The sequence below is a fragment of the Sphingobacterium sp. lm-10 genome, from assembly GCF_023554555.1.
Classification (GTDB): domain Bacteria; phylum Bacteroidota; class Bacteroidia; order Sphingobacteriales; family Sphingobacteriaceae; genus Sphingobacterium.
The window spans coordinates 831,734-852,584 of record NZ_JAMJWC010000001.1 but is presented as its reverse complement, the minus strand read 5'-3'; the positions used below and the strand labels follow the sequence as shown (position 1 = coordinate 852,584).

Here is a 20,851-nt window from a genome sequence, read left to right as displayed (position 1 = left end):
CCATATTGTTAACAGGATATTAAGCCTGTGTTATGGCTTTTATCAAAATAGCATGGTATGCAAATAGCTCGATCAGAATTCGTTAAATTGCTCATAAAAATCACTTTATGAAGATACTGTATGCTGTACAGGGAACGGGCAATGGCCACTTGTGTCGTGCCATGGATATTATACCATGTCTTCAGCAGCATGGCGAAGTCGATGTGTTGGTCAGCGGAATTCAAGCAGATATTGTGCTGCCTTTTGAGGTCAAGTACAAACTGCATGGCCTTAGTTTTATTTTTGGGAAGCATGGTGGTGTAGATCTCTGGCGCACGTTTATGAGTTCGACAGTTCGAAAATTCTCTAAGGAAATCACTAGCCTTCCAGTCGATCAATATGATTTGGTGATTAATGATTTTGAGCCGATTTCCGCTTGGGCCTGTCATCTTAAAGATATCCCGTGCATTGGCCTAAGTCATCAGATTGGCGCGTTGGATCCACTTAGTCCAAAGCCCGAGGAATCGGATACATTAGGCAAGTTCATCATGAAAAACTACGCGCCAGCATCGATCTCCTATGGTTTTCATTTCAAATCTTATTCAGAGCGGATTTATACACCTGTCATTCGTCAGTCGGTCAGAGAATTGGATGTAGCAGATCGTGGCCATTACACCGTGTATTTGCCTTCGTACGATGACGGACATTTACTCAAACACTTATCTCGATTTGAAGATGTTCAATGGGAGGTGTTTTCTAAGCACAACAAACAGCCATTTGCTCTCAAAAATGTACGCATCAATCCCATCAATAGTGACGCTTTTATAAAAAGTATGGCGCATTCTGCCGGCGTATTGTGTGGTGCCGGTTTTGAGACTCCGGCAGAAGCCTTATATTTGGGCAAGAAATTATTGGTCATCCCGATGAAAAACCAGTATGAGCAGCATCTCAATGCCGCATCATTACAAGAAATGGGCGTACCGGTTATCAAAAGTTTAAAAAGAAAATACGAATACGATATGGAGTCGTGGTTGTACAGTAAGTCGAAGGTACGTGTAGATTATCCAGACAATACTGCACAAATCATTGCACAAATCGTTGAAAAACACAAATAATACATGAAAATAATAGCTGGAGCAAGCTTACTATGTCTATTCGCGCTAAATTCTTCTGCGCAGAAATTACAATCGGGTGCCGATTCTTTGTCCTATGCCTTAGGGCAGGATATTGCCCGTTCTATCAAATCTATTGGTGTACCCATCAATGCAACCATTGTGAGCGAATCGCTGACAAAAGCATTGCAGGGAGAAGAAGGCTTATTCGGAGAACAGGAAGTGCAGCAGATCATTCGCCAGCAACTAATGGCTGCTCAGGAAGCCAAAGCTGCTGTGTTCAAAGAAAAAAGTAATCGTTTTTTTGAGGACAATAAAAAGAACGATGGCGTCGTCGTAGATTCTTCCGGCATACAATACCTCGTATTGCAGCCAGGTACTGGTGAACAACCAACAAAAGAGGACGAAGTGACTGTGCATTATATTGGTAAGCTGATCGACGGAAGTACTTTTGACAACTCGTATGATCGGGGAGAGCCGATTACCTTCGGATTAGATGGGGTAATCCCAGGCTGGCAAATTGCATTACCTTTGATGAAAAAGGGTGCCAAATATCGTTTCTTTATTCCTTACGATTTGGCCTATGGAGAGCGTGGCTCCGGTGCCATACCGCCATTCAGTACATTGATTTTTGATATCGAATTATTGAATATTACGCCGAAGGAAAGCTAAGCATGCAGTACAACAAGATAGGGAATACAGATATGATCGCTTCGGCAGTTGGTTTGGGTGGCATGTCTTTGACGGGTGGTGCAACCAAGACCAATGTGGAGATTGTACAACGCGCTTTTGATGGTGGGATTACCTATTTTGACACCGCTGATCTATATGAAAAAGGTCTGAATGAAACCTTATTTGGGCAGGCTTTATCGGGTTTTAGACAAAGGGTAGTATTGGCGACCAAAGTGGGAAACAAATGGCGTCCGGATGGCGAAGGCTGGGACTGGAAACCAAGTAAGGCACATATTCTTAAAGAGGTAGAGGCTTCGCTTACGAGATTAAAAACAGATTATATTGATCTTTATCAGCTCCATGGCGGCACAATAGATGATCCGTTCGAAGAAATTATAGAGGCGTTTGAATTGTTGATAAAACAAGGGAAAATTCGGTCTTATGGCTTCTCATCCATAAGACCAAATGTTTTTGAACGTTACGCAAAGTACGCATCCATCGTGAGTAATATGATGCCCTATAGCTTATTAGATAGAAGGCCGGAACCTTACTTCAAACAGTTGGAAAACGCGGGTATTGATGTAGCAGTACGCGGCGCTTTGGCGCAGGGTTTACTCATTAATAAACAGGCAAAGGAATATCTACAACAAACAGCAGGAGAGGTGTCATTAGCACAACGCCAAATAAACCGCCTGTCTGAAGAACTGGGACAATCGGCAACGACTATTGCATTGCGTTATGCGATTACACCATCTGCGGTAAAGCGATTAGTCATTGGAGTGCGTGCAATGAAGCAGTTGGATGATGTGTTGGATTCGGCAACAAAATTACAGCCATTGGATGTCGAATCGTTGGCTTTGTTAGAAAATGGTCTGCGTAAAGGCGCATACACAGAACATTTAAGCTAAGGTTTTACCTTAGCTTAAATGCATTAAAACAATCCGAATAATTCGGCTTCAATCTTTTGGATCACCATACCCAGATCTTCTGGCTTTTGTGCGAAATCCAAGTTATCCTTATCCAGGATCAATAGTTTTCCTTCTTTATAATTACCAATCCATTTTTCGTACTTGTCGTTAAGCTTGGAAAGGTAGTCCAAACGTATTCCAGACTCATAATCACGGCCACGCTTCTGTATATTATTGACCAATGTAGGTACAGATGCACGCAGGTAGATCAACAAATCTGGTGGCTGAATGTAATGGACGATGCTCTGAAAAATATTACTGTAGTTTTCAAAATCTCGGGCAGACATCAAACCCATGTCGAAAAGGTTCTCTGCAAATATATACGCATCTTCATAGATCGTACGATCTTGAATCATGTCGATATTTCTGTTTTGCAATTCTACAATGTGGCGAAATCGGCTATTTAGAAAGAAGATCTGTAGATTGAAAGCCCAACGCTTCATATCACTATAAAAGTCTTCCAAATATGGATTATTCTCCACCGCCTCAAACTGTGGTTCATACTTGAGGTGGCGTGCTAGTAATTCCGTTAGTGTGGTCTTTCCGGCACCGATATTTCCTACTACAGCTATATGCATCGTTATATTTTTTTCAATCCAATAATTTCACGTACCTCTTTAATCGTGCGGTCTGCACTGGCAGCAGCCTTTTCTGCGCCGAGTTGGATGACTTTGCTCAGGTAGGCCTCATCTGCAGAGATCTCTTCTATACGCGAGCGAACCGGCTCTGTCGCCAAAACCATATCTTCTGCCAATTGCTTCTTAAAATCACCGTAACGGATAGCGCAGTTGTTATACAAATCATCAAAGTGCGTATACGTATCTGCGCTGGATACGACTTTCATTAAATCAAAGAGATTCTGAATGGATTCTGGCTTAGCTTGGTTTGGTGTTGTTGGGCCTGAGTCTGACACCGCGCGCATCACTTTCTTACGAATTACTTCCGGGCTATCCGACAGGTATACACAGCTAGCATCGCCATTGGATTTACCCATTTTTCCTTGTCCATCCAGACCTGGTATTTTGACCAATTTGTCTGAGTAGCTAAAAGCGTAGGGTTCCTTAAAGTAATCCACTTCATATAAACGATTGAAGCGATTACCAAAAGTACGGGTCATCTCTAAATGCTGCTCCTGATCTTTTCCGACCGGAACTTTTGTAGCATGATGGATCAGGATATCACAAGCCATTAATACGGGGTAGGTAAGCAGTCCGGCATTCACATTATCCGGATTGGCTCTTACCTTATCTTTAAACGCAGTCGCACGCTCCAGTTCACCTAGATACGCATTCATATTCATGTAAAGATACAGCTCAGCTACCTGTGGCACGTCTGATTGTACGTAGATCGTAGATTTTTCCGGATCAATTCCGGCTGCTAAATATTCTACTACCACTTGACGTACAGTACGGCTCAAGTCACCTGGTGTAGGGTGTGTTGTCAAAGAATGTAAATCTGCAATGAAGAAGAAACAGTTGTATTCATCCTGCATTTTTACAAAATTGCTTAACGCCCCATAATAATTACCAAGGTGTAACTTCCCGGTACTTCTAATTCCACTAACTACTGTTTCCATAATTACAGCGAAATTACGAAAAAATAGGAGCTTCTGAAAGGCTAAAAATCAAACTTGATACGTGCGCGGATGCCCCAATTTGGTGCGTTGGGATGATCGAGATAAGACAATCGCTTCACAGCATCTACCCGTAAAATTTTAAAAATATTAGCGACACCTACGCTGGCCTCCATATAAGGAGATCCTTCGAAGGTATACGAAGATACCACACCATCCGAATTGCGCTGCCATTCGTATACCTGATTGGAGATATCGGGATTGTTGCTATCCCGTAGGCCGCCGTAGATACCTTTAAAGCTAAATACTTCGCGAAGCTTGAGTTTCTTTAACAATGGAATTTTGTTGAACAAAAATCCATTCATATAATATTGCACCTGCAATGCGGCATGATGATCAGATACAAACTCCATAAAGTTCATGAGATTGTACGAGCTAAGCTGGTAGGCGTAGGTCTGATTGGCACGATGTATTGTCAACAACGGATAAGGAATGTTATTTCCAAGAATATACGTACCATCGATATTCACATCTGCATAACCCAACTGAGAGAGATATACACGCTTGAATGCACCTGCGGTGAAGTTATGATAATTGTATTCTCCGTTTAATACATTTTTTAGCCCTGCAGTATAATTCAGATTGAATATTGGAAATTCGTTTACGATCGGCGTACGGTAGTTTTTACCTTGGTAAAACTGCTCGTTTGGTGCCCAGCGCACGCCAACATGTACTTCTGTGGTGTTGAGTTCCGAAATGTTACGCGTGGTGCCATCCGGCTGGATCTGCCGATAAGCCAATACGCCTGCTGGCATCTGTTTCCAGACATTCAACCCAGATGTGAACGCAAAATTACCTTCCATCTCTAGTTTGTAATCCAAGCGATACTGCTCATTATATAAATAACTTAAATCCTCACCACGTTTGAAAGAGAGCAAGATATTATCCTCCTGAATAAAATCCAGGTTCTGGCCCGGGATCTTGGTGTCGTGCGATACCGAGGCGCGGATATAATGCTGTGGAAATTTATAGGGAGACTTCTTATTTAGGGCGTATGTACCACTTACAAAGTATTTCCATTGCTGATCTCTTGTACCGTAGGCACCAAATGCCTCCGCGTAAAAACGCTCACTTAATTGTTCTGTCGTGCGCCCGCCTAACCGCAAACGCAATCCCTCTACCGGATTATAAGAGTAGAAGGTATTCACCGGTCCGATTTCTACCGGCCCTGCTTGTTTATAACCGGCAAGGACAAGAGAAGAAATATCCATAATTCGTTTGAAAGATGACATATTTTGCAATCCTTCAATATTCTGGTATACCACCGCTTCATTAGCCGCCAAAGGTTCTGGACGAATGGCTGTCCAGTCTACCGGAGTTTGGTTTGCCGAGGGTGTATTCGTCGTATTTCTAGCTGTTTGATAAACACTATCTGCCCTAACCAGCCCACTCGTGTAATTGTCCAGCATGACTACACGTTTTCCACGTATGCCTTTACCTTTTCCAGTAAGGGAGAACTCAATATCCAGGTCACTCTTAGTTAGGTAATACTTATCCTGATTGTCTTTATCAAAGAACAACTCGACATCCAAGCCACGTACAAAATTAAGATTGATCTCTTTATTTACACTCATCACGGCATATTTCACGGCATATTTCCCATCCATCGTGACGTGTAGTTTACCTTTGAAGAGGAGGTTACTTTTGTTCCTAGGGAAAAAACTTAATTCTACCAACTCTTCCGTGCCATTTTTAATCGTATCCGTGATGTAGAAACGATAAAAGTTAGGCGCTGTATTCGCAATAGGGCTGAGAAACTGATTCGTCAGAATAGTGACGTTATTGTCATAAATCTCTACCTCATCGTACAGTCGTTTCAAATAATTGCTCAAGCCGGAATTATCTACAAAACGCGGATCAAAATCTGCCTGTTTTTGCGCTAGTACTTCTTGCGAAGTGGTTTTCGGATTTTTACGGTAATAGTTTTTAGTGTATTTTTCTTCCATAAAGGCAGGCAGTACATAGGAAGAATCATCCGTTCCTAAACTATCCTGCTGAAACAGAAATTGATAATTCTTGAAAATCTTACGGTTTTTGAATTTTTCGCTAAGGTTGCTCAGCCCTAATACAATCTTTTCATACTGGTTGTATTCTACATAATCCTGACCCGTTAATCGGTTCTCATCCCGGTGCGCTACCACCTGACGGATCAGCTCCACTGCTGGGTTATCTTTATTGGAGTACTTTAACTTGGGAGCTTTAACAGATACGGCTTCGATAGCATTTTGAGCGTACAGAAATATGTCTTCATATTGTTCATTTTCCTCACTCAAAGTTACCTCTCTTACATCGTATCCAACAGAACTTATAGATAGAGTACGTTGTGGTCCATTAATCTGTAAGGAGAATTCGCCTCGCTCATTGCTAGCCGTTCCATAGGAGCTTAAACCAACCACGTTGATACTGGCATATGGAATGGGCTCCAAAGTATACCCGTCTTTGACTTTTCCTTTAATAATGATGGTCTGTGCCGAGCCAGAAACTGCAAACAGTATAACCACCATAAGTGTTATTACTGATCTTAAATATGCGTTATTCATATGTATCGTACTACTATCTGACTTTTATGGTATAATATTCAGTCTGATAAGTAATGCAAAGGAACTGCAATTTTGGGAAATAATAAAGCAAGTTTTACACTTTGACCTTTTTATGATAAAGGGTCAGTAATCAGGTAGTGCATAGAGTAGTTCGGAGGATCTTTTTACACAAAAAAGCATCGCCAATGGATGACGATGCTTTGATAAAGTATCTAGTAATAAAGACCTTATTGGTTACCGTCGGTCGATTCCCAATCCAGTGTGCCTATCAAGGCATCTATATAGGCATATAGTTCGCTAAGCTCCTGGTTACCTCGCGCACCATAATCATCTATTTTCTTCATATCACCATCTTCATAGCTAATGGAAGATATTACCGAAGGAAGGTCGCTAATTTGCCGATTTCCGTAAGTATCTTCTAGACTGCTATAATTCATCTGCTCTAGTTTCTTAATCAATTTCATCCATTCTTTTTCTGGAAGATTGGTTTCGTACCGGCCCTTTAGGCCATTTGGTAGATGATCTACCGCTTCCAAGGTAGCGACACAATGCTTATCTATTTGTAAGGTATAAATAGGACAGGTGCCAAAACAAGGTGTTCTCGAAATAGTAATCAGGCTGATCTGGTCCAACTTTTTATTGCTGTTTGTTGAAGGTTTCATGCATGATCCCAATAGCACGCAAGAAACTAAAATAATTAGTGCGGAATTTTTCATAGTTGATGTTTAACTGAATCTTTCCAAAAACATTGCCAAAGCTTTTTTATTGTCTAAATCGTTGATGTCAAAGTGCTGTAAAAGCCATTATTTTCCTAAGTATTAAGATAATGTTAAGTATTTATTATGTAATCATCAATCAAATATTAACATATTATTAATTAACATATCACTTGATATTACCATAGTATTAAGTAATTATTTTCGGCACATATTTTAACATTAAATTGATCTTACGTTTAAATGTCATTGTTTCGAATTACTTTTTTTTTACTGCTAATAACTGTGTCTAACACGATGGCACAAGAGAAATCTTCTATAACAACGCAAGAAAAACCTTGGTATCAAGCGATCAATATGCGGGGATATGTGCAAGCTCGCTACAATCGTCTGTTGGAGACAAACCCTAATCTAGGCTGCGAGCAATGCGATGCCAGTTGGGGTGAGGGTGGAGGTTTTTTTTTACGTCGTGTGCGGCTCATTTTTTCTGGGCAGCTCAACGATCGAATTTATTTTTATATACAACCTGATTTCGCCAGTTCTGCACAGGGTGGTTTAAATTATGGCCAGTTAAGAGATGCCTATTTCGATCTAGGTTTGGATGCTAAAAATGAATTTCGGCTCCGTATTGGGCAGAGCAAGGTGCCGTACGGTTTCGAAAATATGCAATCCAGTCAGAATAGGCTTCCATTGGATCGTGCAGATGGTACAAATAGTGCACTCCGTAATGAACGCGACCTGGGTGTTTTCTTCTATTGGGCACCGCAGGAAAAGAGAAGACTTTTTGCAGAGCTGATTGCAAAAGGATTGAAGGGATCTGGAGATTATGGGGTTTTTGCGTTTGGCGTATATAACGGACAAACTGCTAATAATCCCGAGGGTAACAAAGGCATGCACGTAGTTTCCCGTTTTAGTTATCCAATGGAGTTGGGAGATCAGATCATCGAGCCAGGATTACAAGCGTACACGGGTCGTTTCATCATCTCTCAGAACCGGATCAGTGAAGGTATTTCTGTTGATGCCGATCGAGATTACCTGGATCAACGGGTTGCAGCATCGTTTGTGCTCTACCCACAACCGTTTGGTATACAGGCAGAGTATAACATTGGCCGTGGACCAGAATACAATGGATTACAACAGGCCATTGATACCAAGTCTTTAGCTGGTGGGTATGTGACGCTTTCTTATATGACACAGTTCAAAAATCAAATTTTTATACCATTTACTCGCCTACAGCAATATAAAGGAGGAAAAAAACATGAGCAAGATGCCCGAAGTTATGACGTGAAAGAATTAGAGCTTGGTGTAGAATGGCAACCATCCAGGTATTTTGAATTAGTAGCCATGTACACCATCTCTTCTAGACGCTATGAAGATCAGCAACTTCCAAACAACTTACAACGCGGAAACCTCTTACGATTGCAGGCACAGCTGAATTTTTAGCATCAGTATATTTTCATCATAGGCAAACGCTATGGGTAATCCTTTGTTATCACTATAGATAATAAATCTATCATGTAAACATTAATTGGAGATACTATGTCAGAAGAAAATAAAAAAGAAAACCCATCCGATCAGTTGCCATTTGATAACGAAGAGGTTCAAAATGATGCAGAAGTGACAGGCGAAACCTTAAAATACAACGAAGAACAGGATAGTTTCGAATTAGATGCTGATGCCGGGGGCGATGATACGGAATACGATCATCCACTACCTTACGATACGGCTGCGCCAGAAGGACAGGAAGACGGTTCGCTGTATGATGAAGCAAATCCCTATGCACAAAGTGAGTATCAGGATAGCCAAAGTGAATTGGACGGCAAACTGGAGGAATTGGATCGTATTGTAACGGATAGTGATATTCAAGTTGACGAATTGGACGAAAAACTGAGTGAACAGCCAGAAGACGCTTCAAATAATCTGGATGCAGAAGGGTATCCTAAAAAAGATGATGCCGACGGAGACGACAATCCGATTACCCATCAAAATCATTAAAAACAATTATTATCGTCAGGCAGTAAGTTATACTGCCTGATTTTGATGTCATCAGGTTAATGTTATTACACCCAAGTTATAACGCTACGCTTTAGAAATAAATTCCATTCAGCAGCCTTTTTAAATCTATAAATGGAGCGATATTTGCTCCATTGTCGGCAAACTGCCTTATCACAAAATAATGCTATTTTTAAAAAAAATATTAAAGAGCATTATAGTCTACTGCTGAAAAAAACTGTTTTAGAGAACCTACATGATTCTGATTGTTGACGATACCATTGAGAATATTTATTCGCTGGAGCGATTGCTTACAAGCAAAGGCTTTGATGTAGATTCTGCCAGTTCGGGTGAAGAAGCCTTGAAGAAGGTTTTGAAAATGGATTATGCCCTAATTATTTTGGATGTGCAGATGCCTGGAATGGATGGGTTCGAAGTAGCTCAATCATTAGCAGGCTTCAATAAAACTAAAGAAATCCCCATTATTTTTCTGTCTGCAGTAAATACTGATAAGAAGTTTATCGCACAAGGGTATGCTTCGGGCGGTATTGATTACGTCACAAAGCCCGTTGATCCTGATATTTTAATCCTAAAAGTAAAGACTTTTCATCGTTTGTATGAACAAACGCTTGCATTGAACCGTACAGAGAAAGCGCTCCGCCTGGAGATCGAGGAGCGCAAACGTACACAGTACATGTTAAAGGAGCGTGTGGATCATTTGCGTTCGATTCTTGAGTCCTTGCCACAGATCGCCTTTATGGCAGATGCTTCCGGAGAAATAGAATTCGTGAACAACAAGTGGTTCAACTATTCTGTCACCTCCAAATTATTTCCGGAAACACATCCTGAAGATCCCTATCTGATGGATGCCTGGCAGCCCCATTTACTTACAGCGACCCCATTCGAGTGCGAAACACGCATTCGGGAGTTAGGCTCCAACACTCATCGCTTTCACTTATTACGCATCATTCCAATCCAGGAAAATGAATCCGTAGTGAAGTGGGTCGGTACTTTTACAGACATCGATGATCGAAAACATATTGAAAAAAAGAAAGACGAATTTTTAAGTATTGCCAGTCATGAGCTGAAAACACCTCTGACGAGCATTAAGGCTTACGTTCAGCTTCTGGAGCGTATCCTGGAGCCACAGGATCAGCATAGTGCACACAACTACATACAGCGGGTACACACACAGCTCAACAAGCTGAATGGTCTTATTGTAGATTTATTAGACATCTCCAAAATGGAAAATGGTCGTTTAAAAATAAATAAAATACCGTTTCTGTTAGAGCCCATGATCAGCAATGTGGTCGACACGATCTACCAAACCTTAGCACCGGGAGAATTTTTAGTAGAACGTATTGGTGATCCTATTGATCACGAGCTAATTGGTGATGAAATTCGAGTCGAACAAGTATTGACAAATTATCTTACCAACGCCATCAAATATTCTCCAAACTCCGGACGGGTGGTGATCAAAACCGAAAAAACTGCTGATCATATAAAGGTCAGTGTGACAGATTTTGGCATTGGTATTCCTAAGCATAAGCACAAAAATATCTTCGATAAGTTTTACAGAGTTGAAGAATCTTCGGAACGCTTCCAAGGATTAGGAATCGGACTGTACATCTGCGCGGAAATTATTAACCAACACCAGGGAACTTACGGACTACATAGTGCTGTAGGAGAGGGTTCTACATTTTATTTTACCTTACCATCAAATTAATATTATGCCTAAAAAGATTATCCGAAATTTACAGATAGGTTTTGGAGTCTCATTTATCATTCTGGTTACCAGTTCCATTGCTTCATACATTAGCATATCAAATCTTATTGATAATAAAGCAAGCGTGGAGCACACATACCAAGTAATTAACGCTTCCAATAAGGTATGGACAGATTTACAAGATGCCGAAACCGGGCAACGAGGATATATTCTTACCAATGATGAGCGTTTTCTGGAACCATACAATCAAAGTATGGCTAGCCTACCATTTTCGATTAAAACATTACAAGACTTAATCGCGGACAATGATTCGCAAGTACAGAGGTCAGACACGTTACATAGACTGATCGATACGAGGCTGAGTATTTTAAAACGCTTAGTACGCACCAAACGGGATAATGAGACCATTACCATAGAGCAGTTGGACGAGGGGCGTCGCTTTATGAATAGTTGTCGAGCAGTAATAGACCGAATATTGGCAGCAGAAAACGACTTATTAGAGGTGCGTACGGCGAGTGTATATGCTGCTTCTGATAATACCACCTTCCTGATTATAGCGGCAGGATTAATCTCTCTTCTAATTACGTACTATTTTTATACACGTATCCAAAAAGAGTTAAAAGCGCGGGAACAGCTACAGCATGAGTTGGCTGAAGTTGACCGGGAGTTGCAAAGCAGATTGGCCAGTGTACAACAAATGGCCGATCAGATCGCACATGGTAATTATAGCGTAAAAATTGACGAGCAAAGGGATGATCTGCTAGGCAGTCTTTCGAAATCGTTAAATGAAATGAGTGCGGCGCTGCGTACATCGTTCGAGGCATTGAATAACAATGAATGGGAACAAAAAGGGATGACCCAGTTTCACGAAGTGCTAAGCGGCAATAAAGAAGATGTCGAGCTGGCGGTAGATGCATTGAAATATTTAATATCGTACAGCGGGCTGGTCAATGGAGCTTGTTATCTCTTTGAAGATGGTGATTTGGTTTTGAGAAGTACATATGGGCTAGAAAATGGTGTACCGAAAAAACTCAAATCAGGTGAAGGTATGGTCGGGCAGGTATTTGCAGACCGCCAGCCAAAGTTGGTAGAGGATATTGATCAGCAAGAGTATATGGTAAGCTTTGCGCATGGTAAGATAAAGTTACATGCTGTATTGTGGATGCCTATTATGTCGGATTCCAAGTGCCTGGGTGTAATCGAGTTCGGTGCTTTAAGTAGCTTTGAAAAAGTAAAATTGGATTTTTTTGCAGAGGCATGTTTTACGTTGGCCAATGCCTTACTGGCTGCAAAAAGTCGGAAACAGGTGCAAACCCTTTTGGAAGAAAGTCAGGCGCAAGCCGAAGAATTGCAAGTACAGCACAACGAGATGCAAAATCTCAACGTAGAGCTGGAGGCACAGACGCAAAAGCTACAAGCTTCGGAAGAAGAGTTAAGAGTGCAGCAAGAAGAGCTCCTGCAATCTAACCAGGAAATGGAGGAAAGATCCAAGTTACTGGAAGAGAAGAATCTATTGATCGCGGAGCGAAATGTAGAAATTCAACAAAAAGCGGAAGAGCTAACACTCAGCACCAAATACAAAACAGAGTTCTTAGCGAATATGTCGCACGAGCTGCGTACTCCGTTGAACTCCATTCTACTGCTTTCAAGAATGTTAGGTGAAAATGTAGATGGAAAAATGGATGATGATCACGCGGAATCAGCACGCGTTATTCACAGCTCAGGAACAAGTTTGCTAACGCTTATCGATGAGATCCTCGATCTTTCTAAAATCGAAGCCGGCAAGATGGAGTTAGAATATGAGGATGTTCGTATTGCCGATGTGGTGGATGATCTGCGAAGCATGTTCTCTCCAATTGTGGCAGAAAAAACACTGCAATTTGACATCAATGTAGCTTCCGATTTACCTGTTAGCATTGAAATAGATCGTCAGCGATTGGATCAGGTACTTCGTAACCTACTATCTAACGCGATTAAATTTACGGCTCAGGGAAGTATTACATTGACGATCAAGAGAGATCCGAATGTCTACCACCACATACTGTTCTCGATAAAAGATACCGGGATTGGAATTGCAGCCGATAAACAACACCTTATTTTTGAAGCCTTTCAGCAGGCGGATGGTTCCACCCAACGCAAATTTGGCGGAACTGGACTAGGCCTATCTATCAGTCGCGAGATAGCGCGGCTATTGGGTGGAGAGATCCAGTTGGAGAGCAAAGAACACAGCGGAAGTACTTTTACCTTGATCGTGCCGATAGATAGAAAAGTAGAAGAGGTAAAACCTGCAACAGAAGATTTGTTGAGCAGCATTTCTCAGGATGTAAAAGAGATTGAATCTCTAGTAAGTGATTCTTCCAATGCCTTTGCACTGCCCGATGTCCCTGCTGAAGTCGAAGATGATCGCGACAATATCCTAGCGGATGATAAAGTCATTTTGATTGTAGAGGATGATATACATTTTGCCAAAGCACTATTAAAATACACACACCAGGAAAACTACAAGGGAGTTGTTGCAGTTAGAGGCGATGTTGCTCTGGATTATGCCAAAACATATCAACCAAAAGCGATACTGCTAGACATACAGCTACCGATAAAAGATGGCTGGCAGGTGATGAGCGAGCTGAAAGGCCACGCAGCAACTAAACACATTCCGGTACATATCATGTCTTCACTGGAAGTGAAAAAGGAAAGTTTATTAAAAGGCGCGATTGACTTTATTCGTAAACCCCTATTGTCAGAACAAATCGGCGGTATGTTTAAGAAGATAGAGGAAGCATTAGAGCGCTATCCAAAGAAGGTACTCATTGTCGAAGAAAATCCAAAGCATGCGCAAGCATTGGCCTATTACCTGAGTAACTTCGACATTGTTTCAGAAATCAAGAACTCTGTAGAAGAAAGTGTCGACGCCTTAGCTTCCTCGGATGTTAATTGTGTGATATTGGATATGGGGGTGCCAGATCGTTCGGGTTATGAAACGCTCGAAGCGATCAAAACGAGAAAAGGTTTGGAAAACCTACCGATAATTATATTCACCGGCAAGAATCTGTCCCACGCTGAGGAGGCAAAGATTAAGCAATATGCCGATTCGATCGTATTGAAGACAGCCCATTCTTACCAACGTATATTGGACGAGGTAGGCCTGTTTCTACATTTGGTATCTGGGCACGATACACCAGATCAGGCCACTAGAAGACTTGGCTTAGGGGCATTAAATGAGGTGCTAAGAGACAAAAAGGTGTTAATTGCTGATGATGATGTGCGTAATATTTTCTCTTTAACCAAATCGCTCGAGCAATACCAAATGAAAGTATTTTCTGCCATGAATGGCAAGGAAGCCTTAATGCAGATGGAGGAAAATCCAGATATTTCCGTGATACTCATGGATATGATGATGCCAGAAATGGATGGTTATGAGAGTATTCGAAGGGTTCGAGAAAATCCAAAATTTTCGCGACTACCTATTATTGCAGTGACAGCAAAAGCCATGACAGGTGATCGAGAGAAATGCATACAAGCGGGGGCATCGGATTATATATCCAAGCCGGTAGATGCCGATCAGCTATTGTCACTGCTCCGTGTATGGTTGTATGAAGGATAAGTAAGAGTTTCGTTATATAGTATGAAGAGTAAGCAAAAAATTTTGATCATTGATGATGATCCACGTAATATCTATGCCCTAGAGCTATCGTTGCGTGTAAAAGGGTATACCTCCGTGTCTAGCACAAGTGCTGTTGAAGGGGTCGCTATGCTACAACGTGATGCTGAAATAGGCGTCGTACTCATGGATATGATGATGCCAGAAATGGATGGATATCAAGCTATTCAAATGATCAGAAATATACCAGAGTTCGAGTTGCTACCGATAGTAGCGGTTACAGCGCAAGCCATGACAGGTGATCGAGAGAAATGCCTAGCTGCTGGTGCGAACGATTATATCTCTAAGCCGGTAGATTTGGATAAGTTATTGCATGTTCTTAAGAACATCATATAATAGTATGGAACCGACGATACTGAGGGAGCAAGAATTTGATTTACTGTTTGAGGAGATAGCCGAAAAGTACGGCTATGATTTCACGCTATATAGCAAAGCTTCTTTGAAAAGACGGGTAAGCCGTATCTGTATGATGGATAAGCTCTACAGTTTTGCTGAATTACGCTATCAATTAATGAGTAATCCGGAATATCTGCAACGATTTGTCGAAGAAATTACGGTCAATGTAACCGAGATGTATCGGGATCCTCAGTTTTATAAGACATTGCGAGATCAGGTATTACCGCAATTAGCTACCTATCCGTTTATTCGGATCTGGGTAGCTGGGTGTGCCACCGGCGAGGAAGTGTATTCTGTTGCCATTATGCTGCAAGAAGCCAACTTGTACGATCGGTCACTTATATATGCTACGGACCTCAATCCGACAGTACTCGAGAAAGCTAGAAATGGGGTTTTTTCCATCCGCCACATGAAACAATATTCTGAAAATTATATTATATCAGGAGGTAAGAAAGAACTCTCATCCTATTACATGGCAAATTATGATGTCGCAAAATTTCATGATAAACTAAAAGAAAGAGTGGTATTTTCTACACATAACCTAGTATCTGATTCATCTTTTAATGAATTTCAGCTTATTATGTGTAGAAATGTTTTAATCTATTTCGAAAAAGAGTTGCAACACAAAGTATTTAACTTGTTTGACAATAGCTTGGAAAAACTCGGTTATCTCGCTTTGGGATCTAAAGAAAGTATCCGCTTTTCGAACTTAGAAAGTACTTATAAACGGGTGGGAAGCGACAAGATTTGGCGTAAGATGAATTAATTATGGAAGATAAAAACGATATAGGGAATACAGGTATTTTACTTATTGGCGGTTCAGCGGGGAGTTTGAAGGTGCTTTTCGAATTGCTTCCTAAGTTAGAAGTAAATCTTGGTTTTCCGATCATCGTGGTTGTACACCGCAAAGCAGCTCCGGATTCCCATTTGGAGTCCGTTTTCAAAAAGCATACCCAATTAAAGACCTTTGAAATAGAGGATAAGATGTCTTTGGAAGCTAATACGATATACTTGGCACCAGCAGATTATCATGTACTGGTGGAGACACCGACAGAACTGGCACTGGATTACTCCGAGAAATTGCATTATTCACGTCCTTCCATTGACGTAACCTTTCAATCAGCAGTGGAAATATTCGGCAAAAAGACCGTTGCACTGCTACTTTCAGGAGCGAACCATGATGGTGTACAAGGACTTAAACACGTGAAAGCCGCTGGCGGCATGGTGCTTATTCAAGATCCAGATACAGCAGAAGTAGATTTGATGCCTCGCGAAGCCACTGTACAAGTTGAAGCGGACCATATTGTAAAGCCAGAGGAAATGGGAAATTTTATCAATGCTCTTGCAAATAAGACAAAGAATTATTAAAATACGACTATGAATAACAAAACAATATTAATATTTGACGACGACAAACATATTCTAGACGTATGCACCATTATATTGACGGATGCGGGCTATACTGTTGCTGTATCAGAGACGTCGCATGATATTATAGAACGGGTAGAAGAAGTGAAACCAGATGCGATATTGATGGATAATTGGATTCCAGATATTGGGGGCATGAAAGCGACCCAACTATTAAAACAACATCCAACGTACCAAGGTATTCCTGTTATCTACTGCTCTGCCAATAATGAAGTACATATTCTGGCAGAAAAAGCTGGGGCCGAAGCCTACTTATCAAAGCCATTTAACATTTTTGATCTCGAAGAGATGGTTAAGCAAGTTCTGGAAAACAGAAAATAAGTAGCCGGTAACGGATAGAGATATTGCCAAAGTCACAACGCATTGATAGCAGCGCACATTATCGCTTTTTACATCAAATTTTAGTATTATTGTAATACATGGTGCGTATTATATTAGCTGACGACCACCGAGTCGTTAGAAATGGCATACGGTTGCTTTTAGAGACCCAACCGGATATTAACATTATTGCTGAAGCCACAAGTGGTGAGGAAGTGCTAGCGCTGCTTAACGACAATTCTGATGTAGACATTCTGCTGACTGATATGAACATGAATGGAATCAGCGGGCCAGAGTTGATGCAGTCGGTATCAAACGATTTTCCTCATATCAAAGTAGTCTTTCTAAGTATGATCGATAACGAGCTCGAGGTTAAGGAGGTTATGAATTTGGGAGCGAAAGCCTACCTGCTAAAAAATGCCGATTACGATGAGTTACTCTTTGCGATCTCTCATGTTGGCAAAGGCGGCCAGTATCTATCTTCAGAAATATCTATGCGATTATTACAGTCGATAGGGAGCGTATCACAAAAATCACAGCCAGAGACGGTTTTACGAGACTTGGATCTATCTTCTAGAGAATATGATGTGCTACAGTTGCTGGTAAACGGATTTACAACTAAAGATATCGCAGAAAAATTGTTTATCAGTAAGCGAACGGTGGAAGGGCATAGACAAAAATTACTGGATAAGACAACATCTAAGAATTATGTCGAACTCATCAAGTTCGCAATCAATCACCAGTTGATTGATTAGAGGAAATTTTATTTGTATTTAGGAAATCGGCAACAGCTTAGTTTATTACTGAGCTGTTGTGCGTTTGTAGCAGATCGCGGACTTTATTGATTATCATTGCTACTTGATTTTCAGATAAAGAAAGGTAATCTGCGATTTCACAATTTCTGTAACCTTCCATATGCATCATGAAGGGCGTATATAAATAAGAATCAATCGCGTTTAAGCCGGCTTCAAAGGATAAAAGATCTTTCGAGTTATTAGATTGCTTATTATCCTTACCAGAATTCCCCGATTTGGGAAGATTAGATAGAGTTTTAGCTTTCTTAGAGATCACATCTGCCAAAGGTCTCATCTCTGTTCCATCAAGCTGAAATGGTACTACTTTTAATAAATTGCGTGTCAAAAAATTAAGGCCTTGTCCAAAAGCTTTCTTAATAGTCAATGGTAACATGTTCATTTTAAGTACTGGAGTAGGCGATTGCATCTTCATGTGATCCTTTTATTAAAATGTGAAATGATTATACATCAATCTTATTTCCATTTTTGGTACAAATACCATGCTATCCATTGACTTTACAAGAGTCTGCCGAGCGTGTGCTTAGGATGCGTATATTACGTGTTATACAAAGAATAAGTAAATGTAATTTATCTAAATTTCTATTATACAGGTTTTTATGATTAACACGGAATTGAAATGACTATCCTTTAACGTTCAATTTAGAATGGAAAAACACGTGGTTTGACCCGCATAATGCGTATAAAGTACGCAAACAAACGTAATCGTACCAAGATACCATGCTAATCGGCGTCTTAACTTTTTTAATCCTTAGATTATTCTTACCTTTAAGAGGCTTCGCCGCCCTCTCGTGTGGCAAGGGGAACCAAATTATAAACAAATACACATTAACAAATTAACTATGATGGTTTATTCCGCTGGTGCGCAGTTGCGACACATGCTAAAGCAGGAGCATCCTTTACAGATTGTAGGTACTATCAATGCAAACCATGCACTATTGGCTAAGCAAGCTGGCTTTCGCGCGATCTACCTTTCAGGGGGTGGCGTAGCAGCTGGCTCATTAGGCATACCCGATCTCGGAATTACCACCTTGCAGGATGTTTTAACTGATATCGATAGGATTACCGCTGTGTGTGATCTTCCCTTACTGGTGGATATTGATACCGGCTTCGGTGCCAGTGCTTTCAATATAGCGCGTACCATTCGCAGCATTTGCAAAGCAGGAGCGGCAGGTGTACATATAGAAGATCAGGTCGCTGCAAAACGTTGCGGACATCGTCCTCGAAAAGAAGTAGTATCTGCTCAGGAGATGGTCGAACGAGTGCAGGCTGCGGTAGAGGCCAAAACAGATCCGGACTTTGTAATTGGTGCACGTACAGATGCCGTTGCTACAGAAGGCGTGGATGCGGCTATTGCGCGAGCGGTCGCTTATCAAGATGCCGGTGCTGATTTCATTTTTGCAGAAGCCGTTACAGAGCTAAAAGATTATCAGCGTTTCTCAGAAGCATTACATATACCCATACTGGCCAACATCACTGAATTTGGACAAACACCCTTATTTACGACCGAGCAACTAGGGGAGGTCGGGGTAGATATGGTGCTGTATCCACTCTCCGCCTTCCGCGCCGCCAACAAAGCTGCGCAATCCGTATTCGAAACAATTCGTCGAGAAGGCTCGCAAGCAAATGCCATACAGCGCATGCAAACGCGCGAAGAACTGTATCAAAGTATCAATTATTACGCATACGAAGACTACTTAAATCAAAAGCAGGATGAAGGAAAGTAATGAACAAACATTTAAGCCAAAAAAGAGTGTAGCACTTTCTGGTGTTGCAGCAGGTAATACCAGTTTGTCTACCGTAGGTAAGACGGGCAACGACTTACATTATCGTGGGTATGACATACTGGAACTCGCCGATCAGGCGAGTTTTGAGGAAGTCGCCTACCTATTAATCTATGGAGAATTACCCACAAAAACTCAATTAGCGGCTTATGAATCGGAATTAAAATCCAAGCGTTATTTGCCCCAAGAGCTGAAAGAAGTATTACAACGGCTGCCAAAAACGAGTCATCCGATGGATGTGATGCGCACAGCGGTCTCCGTTTTAGGAAGCCTAGAGCCAGAACCCGCCAAACCAACCCTAGAACAGACGCAACAGATCATCGATCGACTGATTGCTTGTTTGGGATCTGCATTATTGTATTGGTATCACTATGCCTATAACCAAAAGAAAGTCGATGTGCTGACAGATGATAAAACGGTCGGCGCGCATTTTCTCCATGTTTTACATGGAGAAGTGCCCAGCGATAGCTGGATTCGTGCGATGCAAATATCCCTGAATCTGTATGCAGAGCATGAGTTTAATGCCTCTACATTCACGGCACGCGTCATCGCGGGCACAGGATCCGATGTATATTCTGCTATTGCGGGAGCGATCGGCGCATTGAGAGGACCTAAGCATGGGGGCGCTAACGAAGTAGCGTTTGAGATACAAAACAGATACGCATCGGCAGAAGAAGCAGAAGCAGATATTCGTAAGCGCTTAGAAAATAAAGAAGTAATCATCGGATTTGGACATCCGGTATACGTCACCTCAGACCCGCGCAACAAGGTGATCAAGCAGGTGGCCAAAACATTAAGTGAGGATGCTAACGAGATCACTCTATACGAGATCGCTGAACGATTAGAAGAGTTGTTGTGGGACGAAAAGAAAATGTTTCCAAACCTGGATTGGTTTTCTGCCGTTTCATACCACAGAATGGGCGTGCCGACCGATATGTTTACACCATTGTTTGTTTTGGCAAGGCTAACAGGCTGGGGAGCACACATCATGGAGCAGCGCTTAGATGGTAAAATCATCCGTCCTAGCGCAAACTACACTGGCCCAGAGAATAGAGCATACATGCCTTTGGATCAACGTGGATAAGCATTTATTGAATCAGACTACAACTACAAAAGC

19 protein-coding genes are annotated in these 20,851 nt (G+C 41.4%); 14 read left to right on the top strand and 5 right to left on the bottom strand.

The genetic code is table 11. From position 1 onward, the window contains the following. Positions 1-107: 107 nt before the first annotated feature. Genes M8998_RS03370 through M8998_RS03360 form a run of 3 tightly spaced genes read left to right on the top strand, consistent with a single transcriptional unit; the run spans position 108 to position 2,671 of the window. Positions 108-1,094 carry a glycosyltransferase family protein gene (locus tag M8998_RS03370; protein WP_249990619.1) on the top strand — a complete coding sequence of 329 codons (987 nt, stop codon included), beginning with the start codon at positions 108-110 and terminating at the stop codon, positions 1,092-1,094. 3 nt (positions 1,095-1,097) lie between these two features. Then, positions 1,098-1,763 (top strand): BamJ family beta-barrel-assembly machinery protein, encoded by a 666-nt coding sequence (bamJ, locus tag M8998_RS03365; protein ID WP_249990618.1) that lies wholly within the window; start codon positions 1,098-1,100, stop codon positions 1,761-1,763. A gap of 2 nt (positions 1,764-1,765) precedes the next feature. Then, positions 1,766-2,671 carry an aldo/keto reductase gene (locus M8998_RS03360; RefSeq protein WP_249990617.1) on the top strand — a complete coding sequence of 302 codons (906 nt, stop codon included), beginning with the start codon at positions 1,766-1,768 and terminating at the stop codon, positions 2,669-2,671. Positions 2,672-2,694: 23 nt separating this feature from the next. Here M8998_RS03360 and M8998_RS03355 read toward each other — a convergent pair whose 3' ends face one another. The 4 genes from M8998_RS03355 to M8998_RS03340 all read right to left on the bottom strand — a co-directional run bounded on the left by M8998_RS03355 (position 2,695) and on the right by M8998_RS03340 (position 7,620). Next, the gene (locus M8998_RS03355; RefSeq protein ID WP_249990616.1) at positions 2,695-3,309 is read right to left on the bottom strand and encodes a deoxynucleoside kinase; all 615 of its coding nucleotides are present in this window, start codon (positions 3,307-3,309) and stop codon (positions 2,695-2,697) included. Positions 3,310-3,311: 2 nt separating this feature from the next. Then, positions 3,312-4,307, bottom strand: coding sequence for a tryptophan--tRNA ligase (gene trpS, locus M8998_RS03350; RefSeq protein ID WP_249990615.1), 996 nt, complete (start codon positions 4,305-4,307; stop codon positions 3,312-3,314). A 41-nt stretch (positions 4,308-4,348) separates the two neighbouring features. Continuing rightward, positions 4,349-6,868 (bottom strand): DUF5686 family protein, encoded by a 2,520-nt coding sequence (locus tag M8998_RS03345; RefSeq protein WP_249990614.1) that lies wholly within the window; start codon positions 6,866-6,868, stop codon positions 4,349-4,351. A 263-nt stretch (positions 6,869-7,131) separates the two neighbouring features. Continuing rightward, complete coding sequence (locus tag M8998_RS03340; RefSeq protein ID WP_249990613.1) at positions 7,132-7,620, bottom strand: DUF6438 domain-containing protein; 489 nt, start codon at positions 7,618-7,620, stop codon at positions 7,132-7,134. A 297-nt stretch (positions 7,621-7,917) separates the two neighbouring features. Here M8998_RS03340 and M8998_RS03335 point away from each other — a divergent pair, with 297 nt between their 5' ends. From M8998_RS03335 to M8998_RS03295, 9 genes are all read left to right on the top strand, one after another. Further along, positions 7,918-9,063, top strand: a complete 1,146-nt coding sequence (locus tag M8998_RS03335; protein WP_249990612.1) for a porin — start codon at positions 7,918-7,920, stop codon at positions 9,061-9,063. Positions 9,064-9,159: 96 nt separating this feature from the next. After that, complete coding sequence (locus M8998_RS03330) at positions 9,160-9,615, top strand: hypothetical protein (RefSeq protein WP_249990611.1); 456 nt, start codon at positions 9,160-9,162, stop codon at positions 9,613-9,615. Between the two features lie 253 nt (positions 9,616-9,868). Then, on the top strand, positions 9,869-11,338 hold the full coding sequence (locus M8998_RS03325; protein ID WP_249990610.1) for a hybrid sensor histidine kinase/response regulator: 1,470 nt from the start codon (positions 9,869-9,871) through the stop codon (positions 11,336-11,338). Between the two features lie 4 nt (positions 11,339-11,342). Then, positions 11,343-14,939, top strand: a complete 3,597-nt coding sequence (locus M8998_RS03320; protein WP_249990609.1) for a response regulator — start codon at positions 11,343-11,345, stop codon at positions 14,937-14,939. A 21-nt stretch (positions 14,940-14,960) separates the two neighbouring features. After that, positions 14,961-15,332: a response regulator gene (locus tag M8998_RS03315; protein WP_249990608.1), complete on the top strand. Its 372-nt coding sequence runs from the start codon at positions 14,961-14,963 to the stop codon at positions 15,330-15,332. Positions 15,333-15,336: 4 nt separating this feature from the next. Further along, entirely contained in the window at positions 15,337-16,158 is an 822-nt protein-coding gene (locus M8998_RS03310) for a CheR family methyltransferase (RefSeq protein ID WP_249990607.1), read from the top strand. Between the two features lie 2 nt (positions 16,159-16,160). Beyond that, positions 16,161-16,760, top strand: coding sequence for a chemotaxis protein CheB (locus M8998_RS03305; protein WP_249990606.1), 600 nt, complete (start codon positions 16,161-16,163; stop codon positions 16,758-16,760). Between the two features lie 9 nt (positions 16,761-16,769). Continuing rightward, the gene (locus M8998_RS03300; protein ID WP_249990605.1) at positions 16,770-17,141 is read left to right on the top strand and encodes a response regulator; all 372 of its coding nucleotides are present in this window, start codon (positions 16,770-16,772) and stop codon (positions 17,139-17,141) included. Between the two features lie 98 nt (positions 17,142-17,239). After that, on the top strand, positions 17,240-17,893 hold the full coding sequence (locus tag M8998_RS03295; RefSeq protein WP_249990604.1) for a response regulator: 654 nt from the start codon (positions 17,240-17,242) through the stop codon (positions 17,891-17,893). A gap of 37 nt (positions 17,894-17,930) precedes the next feature. On the opposite strand, the gene M8998_RS03290 is transcribed toward M8998_RS03295, so the two are convergent. After that, positions 17,931-18,365 (bottom strand): hypothetical protein, encoded by a 435-nt coding sequence (locus M8998_RS03290; protein ID WP_249990603.1) that lies wholly within the window; start codon positions 18,363-18,365, stop codon positions 17,931-17,933. Positions 18,366-18,792: 427 nt separating this feature from the next. Here M8998_RS03290 and prpB point away from each other — a divergent pair, with 427 nt between their 5' ends. Further along, a complete protein-coding gene (gene prpB / locus M8998_RS03285; protein WP_249990602.1) occupies positions 18,793-19,677 on the top strand; it encodes a methylisocitrate lyase in 885 nt (294 codons plus the stop codon). Further along, on the top strand, positions 19,664-20,818 hold the full coding sequence (prpC, locus tag M8998_RS03280) for a bifunctional 2-methylcitrate synthase/citrate synthase (RefSeq protein WP_249990601.1): 1,155 nt from the start codon (positions 19,664-19,666) through the stop codon (positions 20,816-20,818). The genes prpB and prpC overlap by 14 nt, the downstream gene beginning before the upstream one ends. Positions 20,819-20,851 lie beyond the last annotated feature (33 nt).

Coding starts and splice junctions, on each gene's coding strand:
- M8998_RS03370 (WP_249990619.1), top strand. CDS start 108: ATGAAGATACTGTATGCTGTACAGGGAACGGGCAATGGCCACTTGTGT.
- bamJ (WP_249990618.1), top strand. CDS start 1,098: ATGAAAATAATAGCTGGAGCAAGCTTACTATGTCTATTCGCGCTAAAT.
- M8998_RS03360 (WP_249990617.1), top strand. CDS start 1,766: ATGCAGTACAACAAGATAGGGAATACAGATATGATCGCTTCGGCAGTT.
- M8998_RS03355 (WP_249990616.1), bottom strand. CDS start 3,309: ATGCATATAGCTGTAGTAGGAAATATCGGTGCCGGAAAGACCACACTA.
- trpS (WP_249990615.1), bottom strand. CDS start 4,307: ATGGAAACAGTAGTTAGTGGAATTAGAAGTACCGGGAAGTTACACCTT.
- M8998_RS03345 (WP_249990614.1), bottom strand. CDS start 6,868: ATGGTGGTTATACTGTTTGCAGTTTCTGGCTCGGCACAGACCATCATT.
- M8998_RS03340 (WP_249990613.1), bottom strand. CDS start 7,620: ATGAAAAATTCCGCACTAATTATTTTAGTTTCTTGCGTGCTATTGGGA.
- M8998_RS03335 (WP_249990612.1), top strand. CDS start 7,918: ATGGCACAAGAGAAATCTTCTATAACAACGCAAGAAAAACCTTGGTAT.
- M8998_RS03330 (WP_249990611.1), top strand. CDS start 9,160: ATGTCAGAAGAAAATAAAAAAGAAAACCCATCCGATCAGTTGCCATTT.
- M8998_RS03325 (WP_249990610.1), top strand. CDS start 9,869: ATGATTCTGATTGTTGACGATACCATTGAGAATATTTATTCGCTGGAG.
- M8998_RS03320 (WP_249990609.1), top strand. CDS start 11,343: ATGCCTAAAAAGATTATCCGAAATTTACAGATAGGTTTTGGAGTCTCA.
- M8998_RS03315 (WP_249990608.1), top strand. CDS start 14,961: ATGAAGAGTAAGCAAAAAATTTTGATCATTGATGATGATCCACGTAAT.
- M8998_RS03310 (WP_249990607.1), top strand. CDS start 15,337: ATGGAACCGACGATACTGAGGGAGCAAGAATTTGATTTACTGTTTGAG.
- M8998_RS03305 (WP_249990606.1), top strand. CDS start 16,161: ATGGAAGATAAAAACGATATAGGGAATACAGGTATTTTACTTATTGGC.
- M8998_RS03300 (WP_249990605.1), top strand. CDS start 16,770: ATGAATAACAAAACAATATTAATATTTGACGACGACAAACATATTCTA.
- M8998_RS03295 (WP_249990604.1), top strand. CDS start 17,240: ATGGTGCGTATTATATTAGCTGACGACCACCGAGTCGTTAGAAATGGC.
- M8998_RS03290 (WP_249990603.1), bottom strand. CDS start 18,365: ATGAAGATGCAATCGCCTACTCCAGTACTTAAAATGAACATGTTACCA.
- prpB (WP_249990602.1), top strand. CDS start 18,793: ATGATGGTTTATTCCGCTGGTGCGCAGTTGCGACACATGCTAAAGCAG.
- prpC (WP_249990601.1), top strand. CDS start 19,664: ATGAAGGAAAGTAATGAACAAACATTTAAGCCAAAAAAGAGTGTAGCA.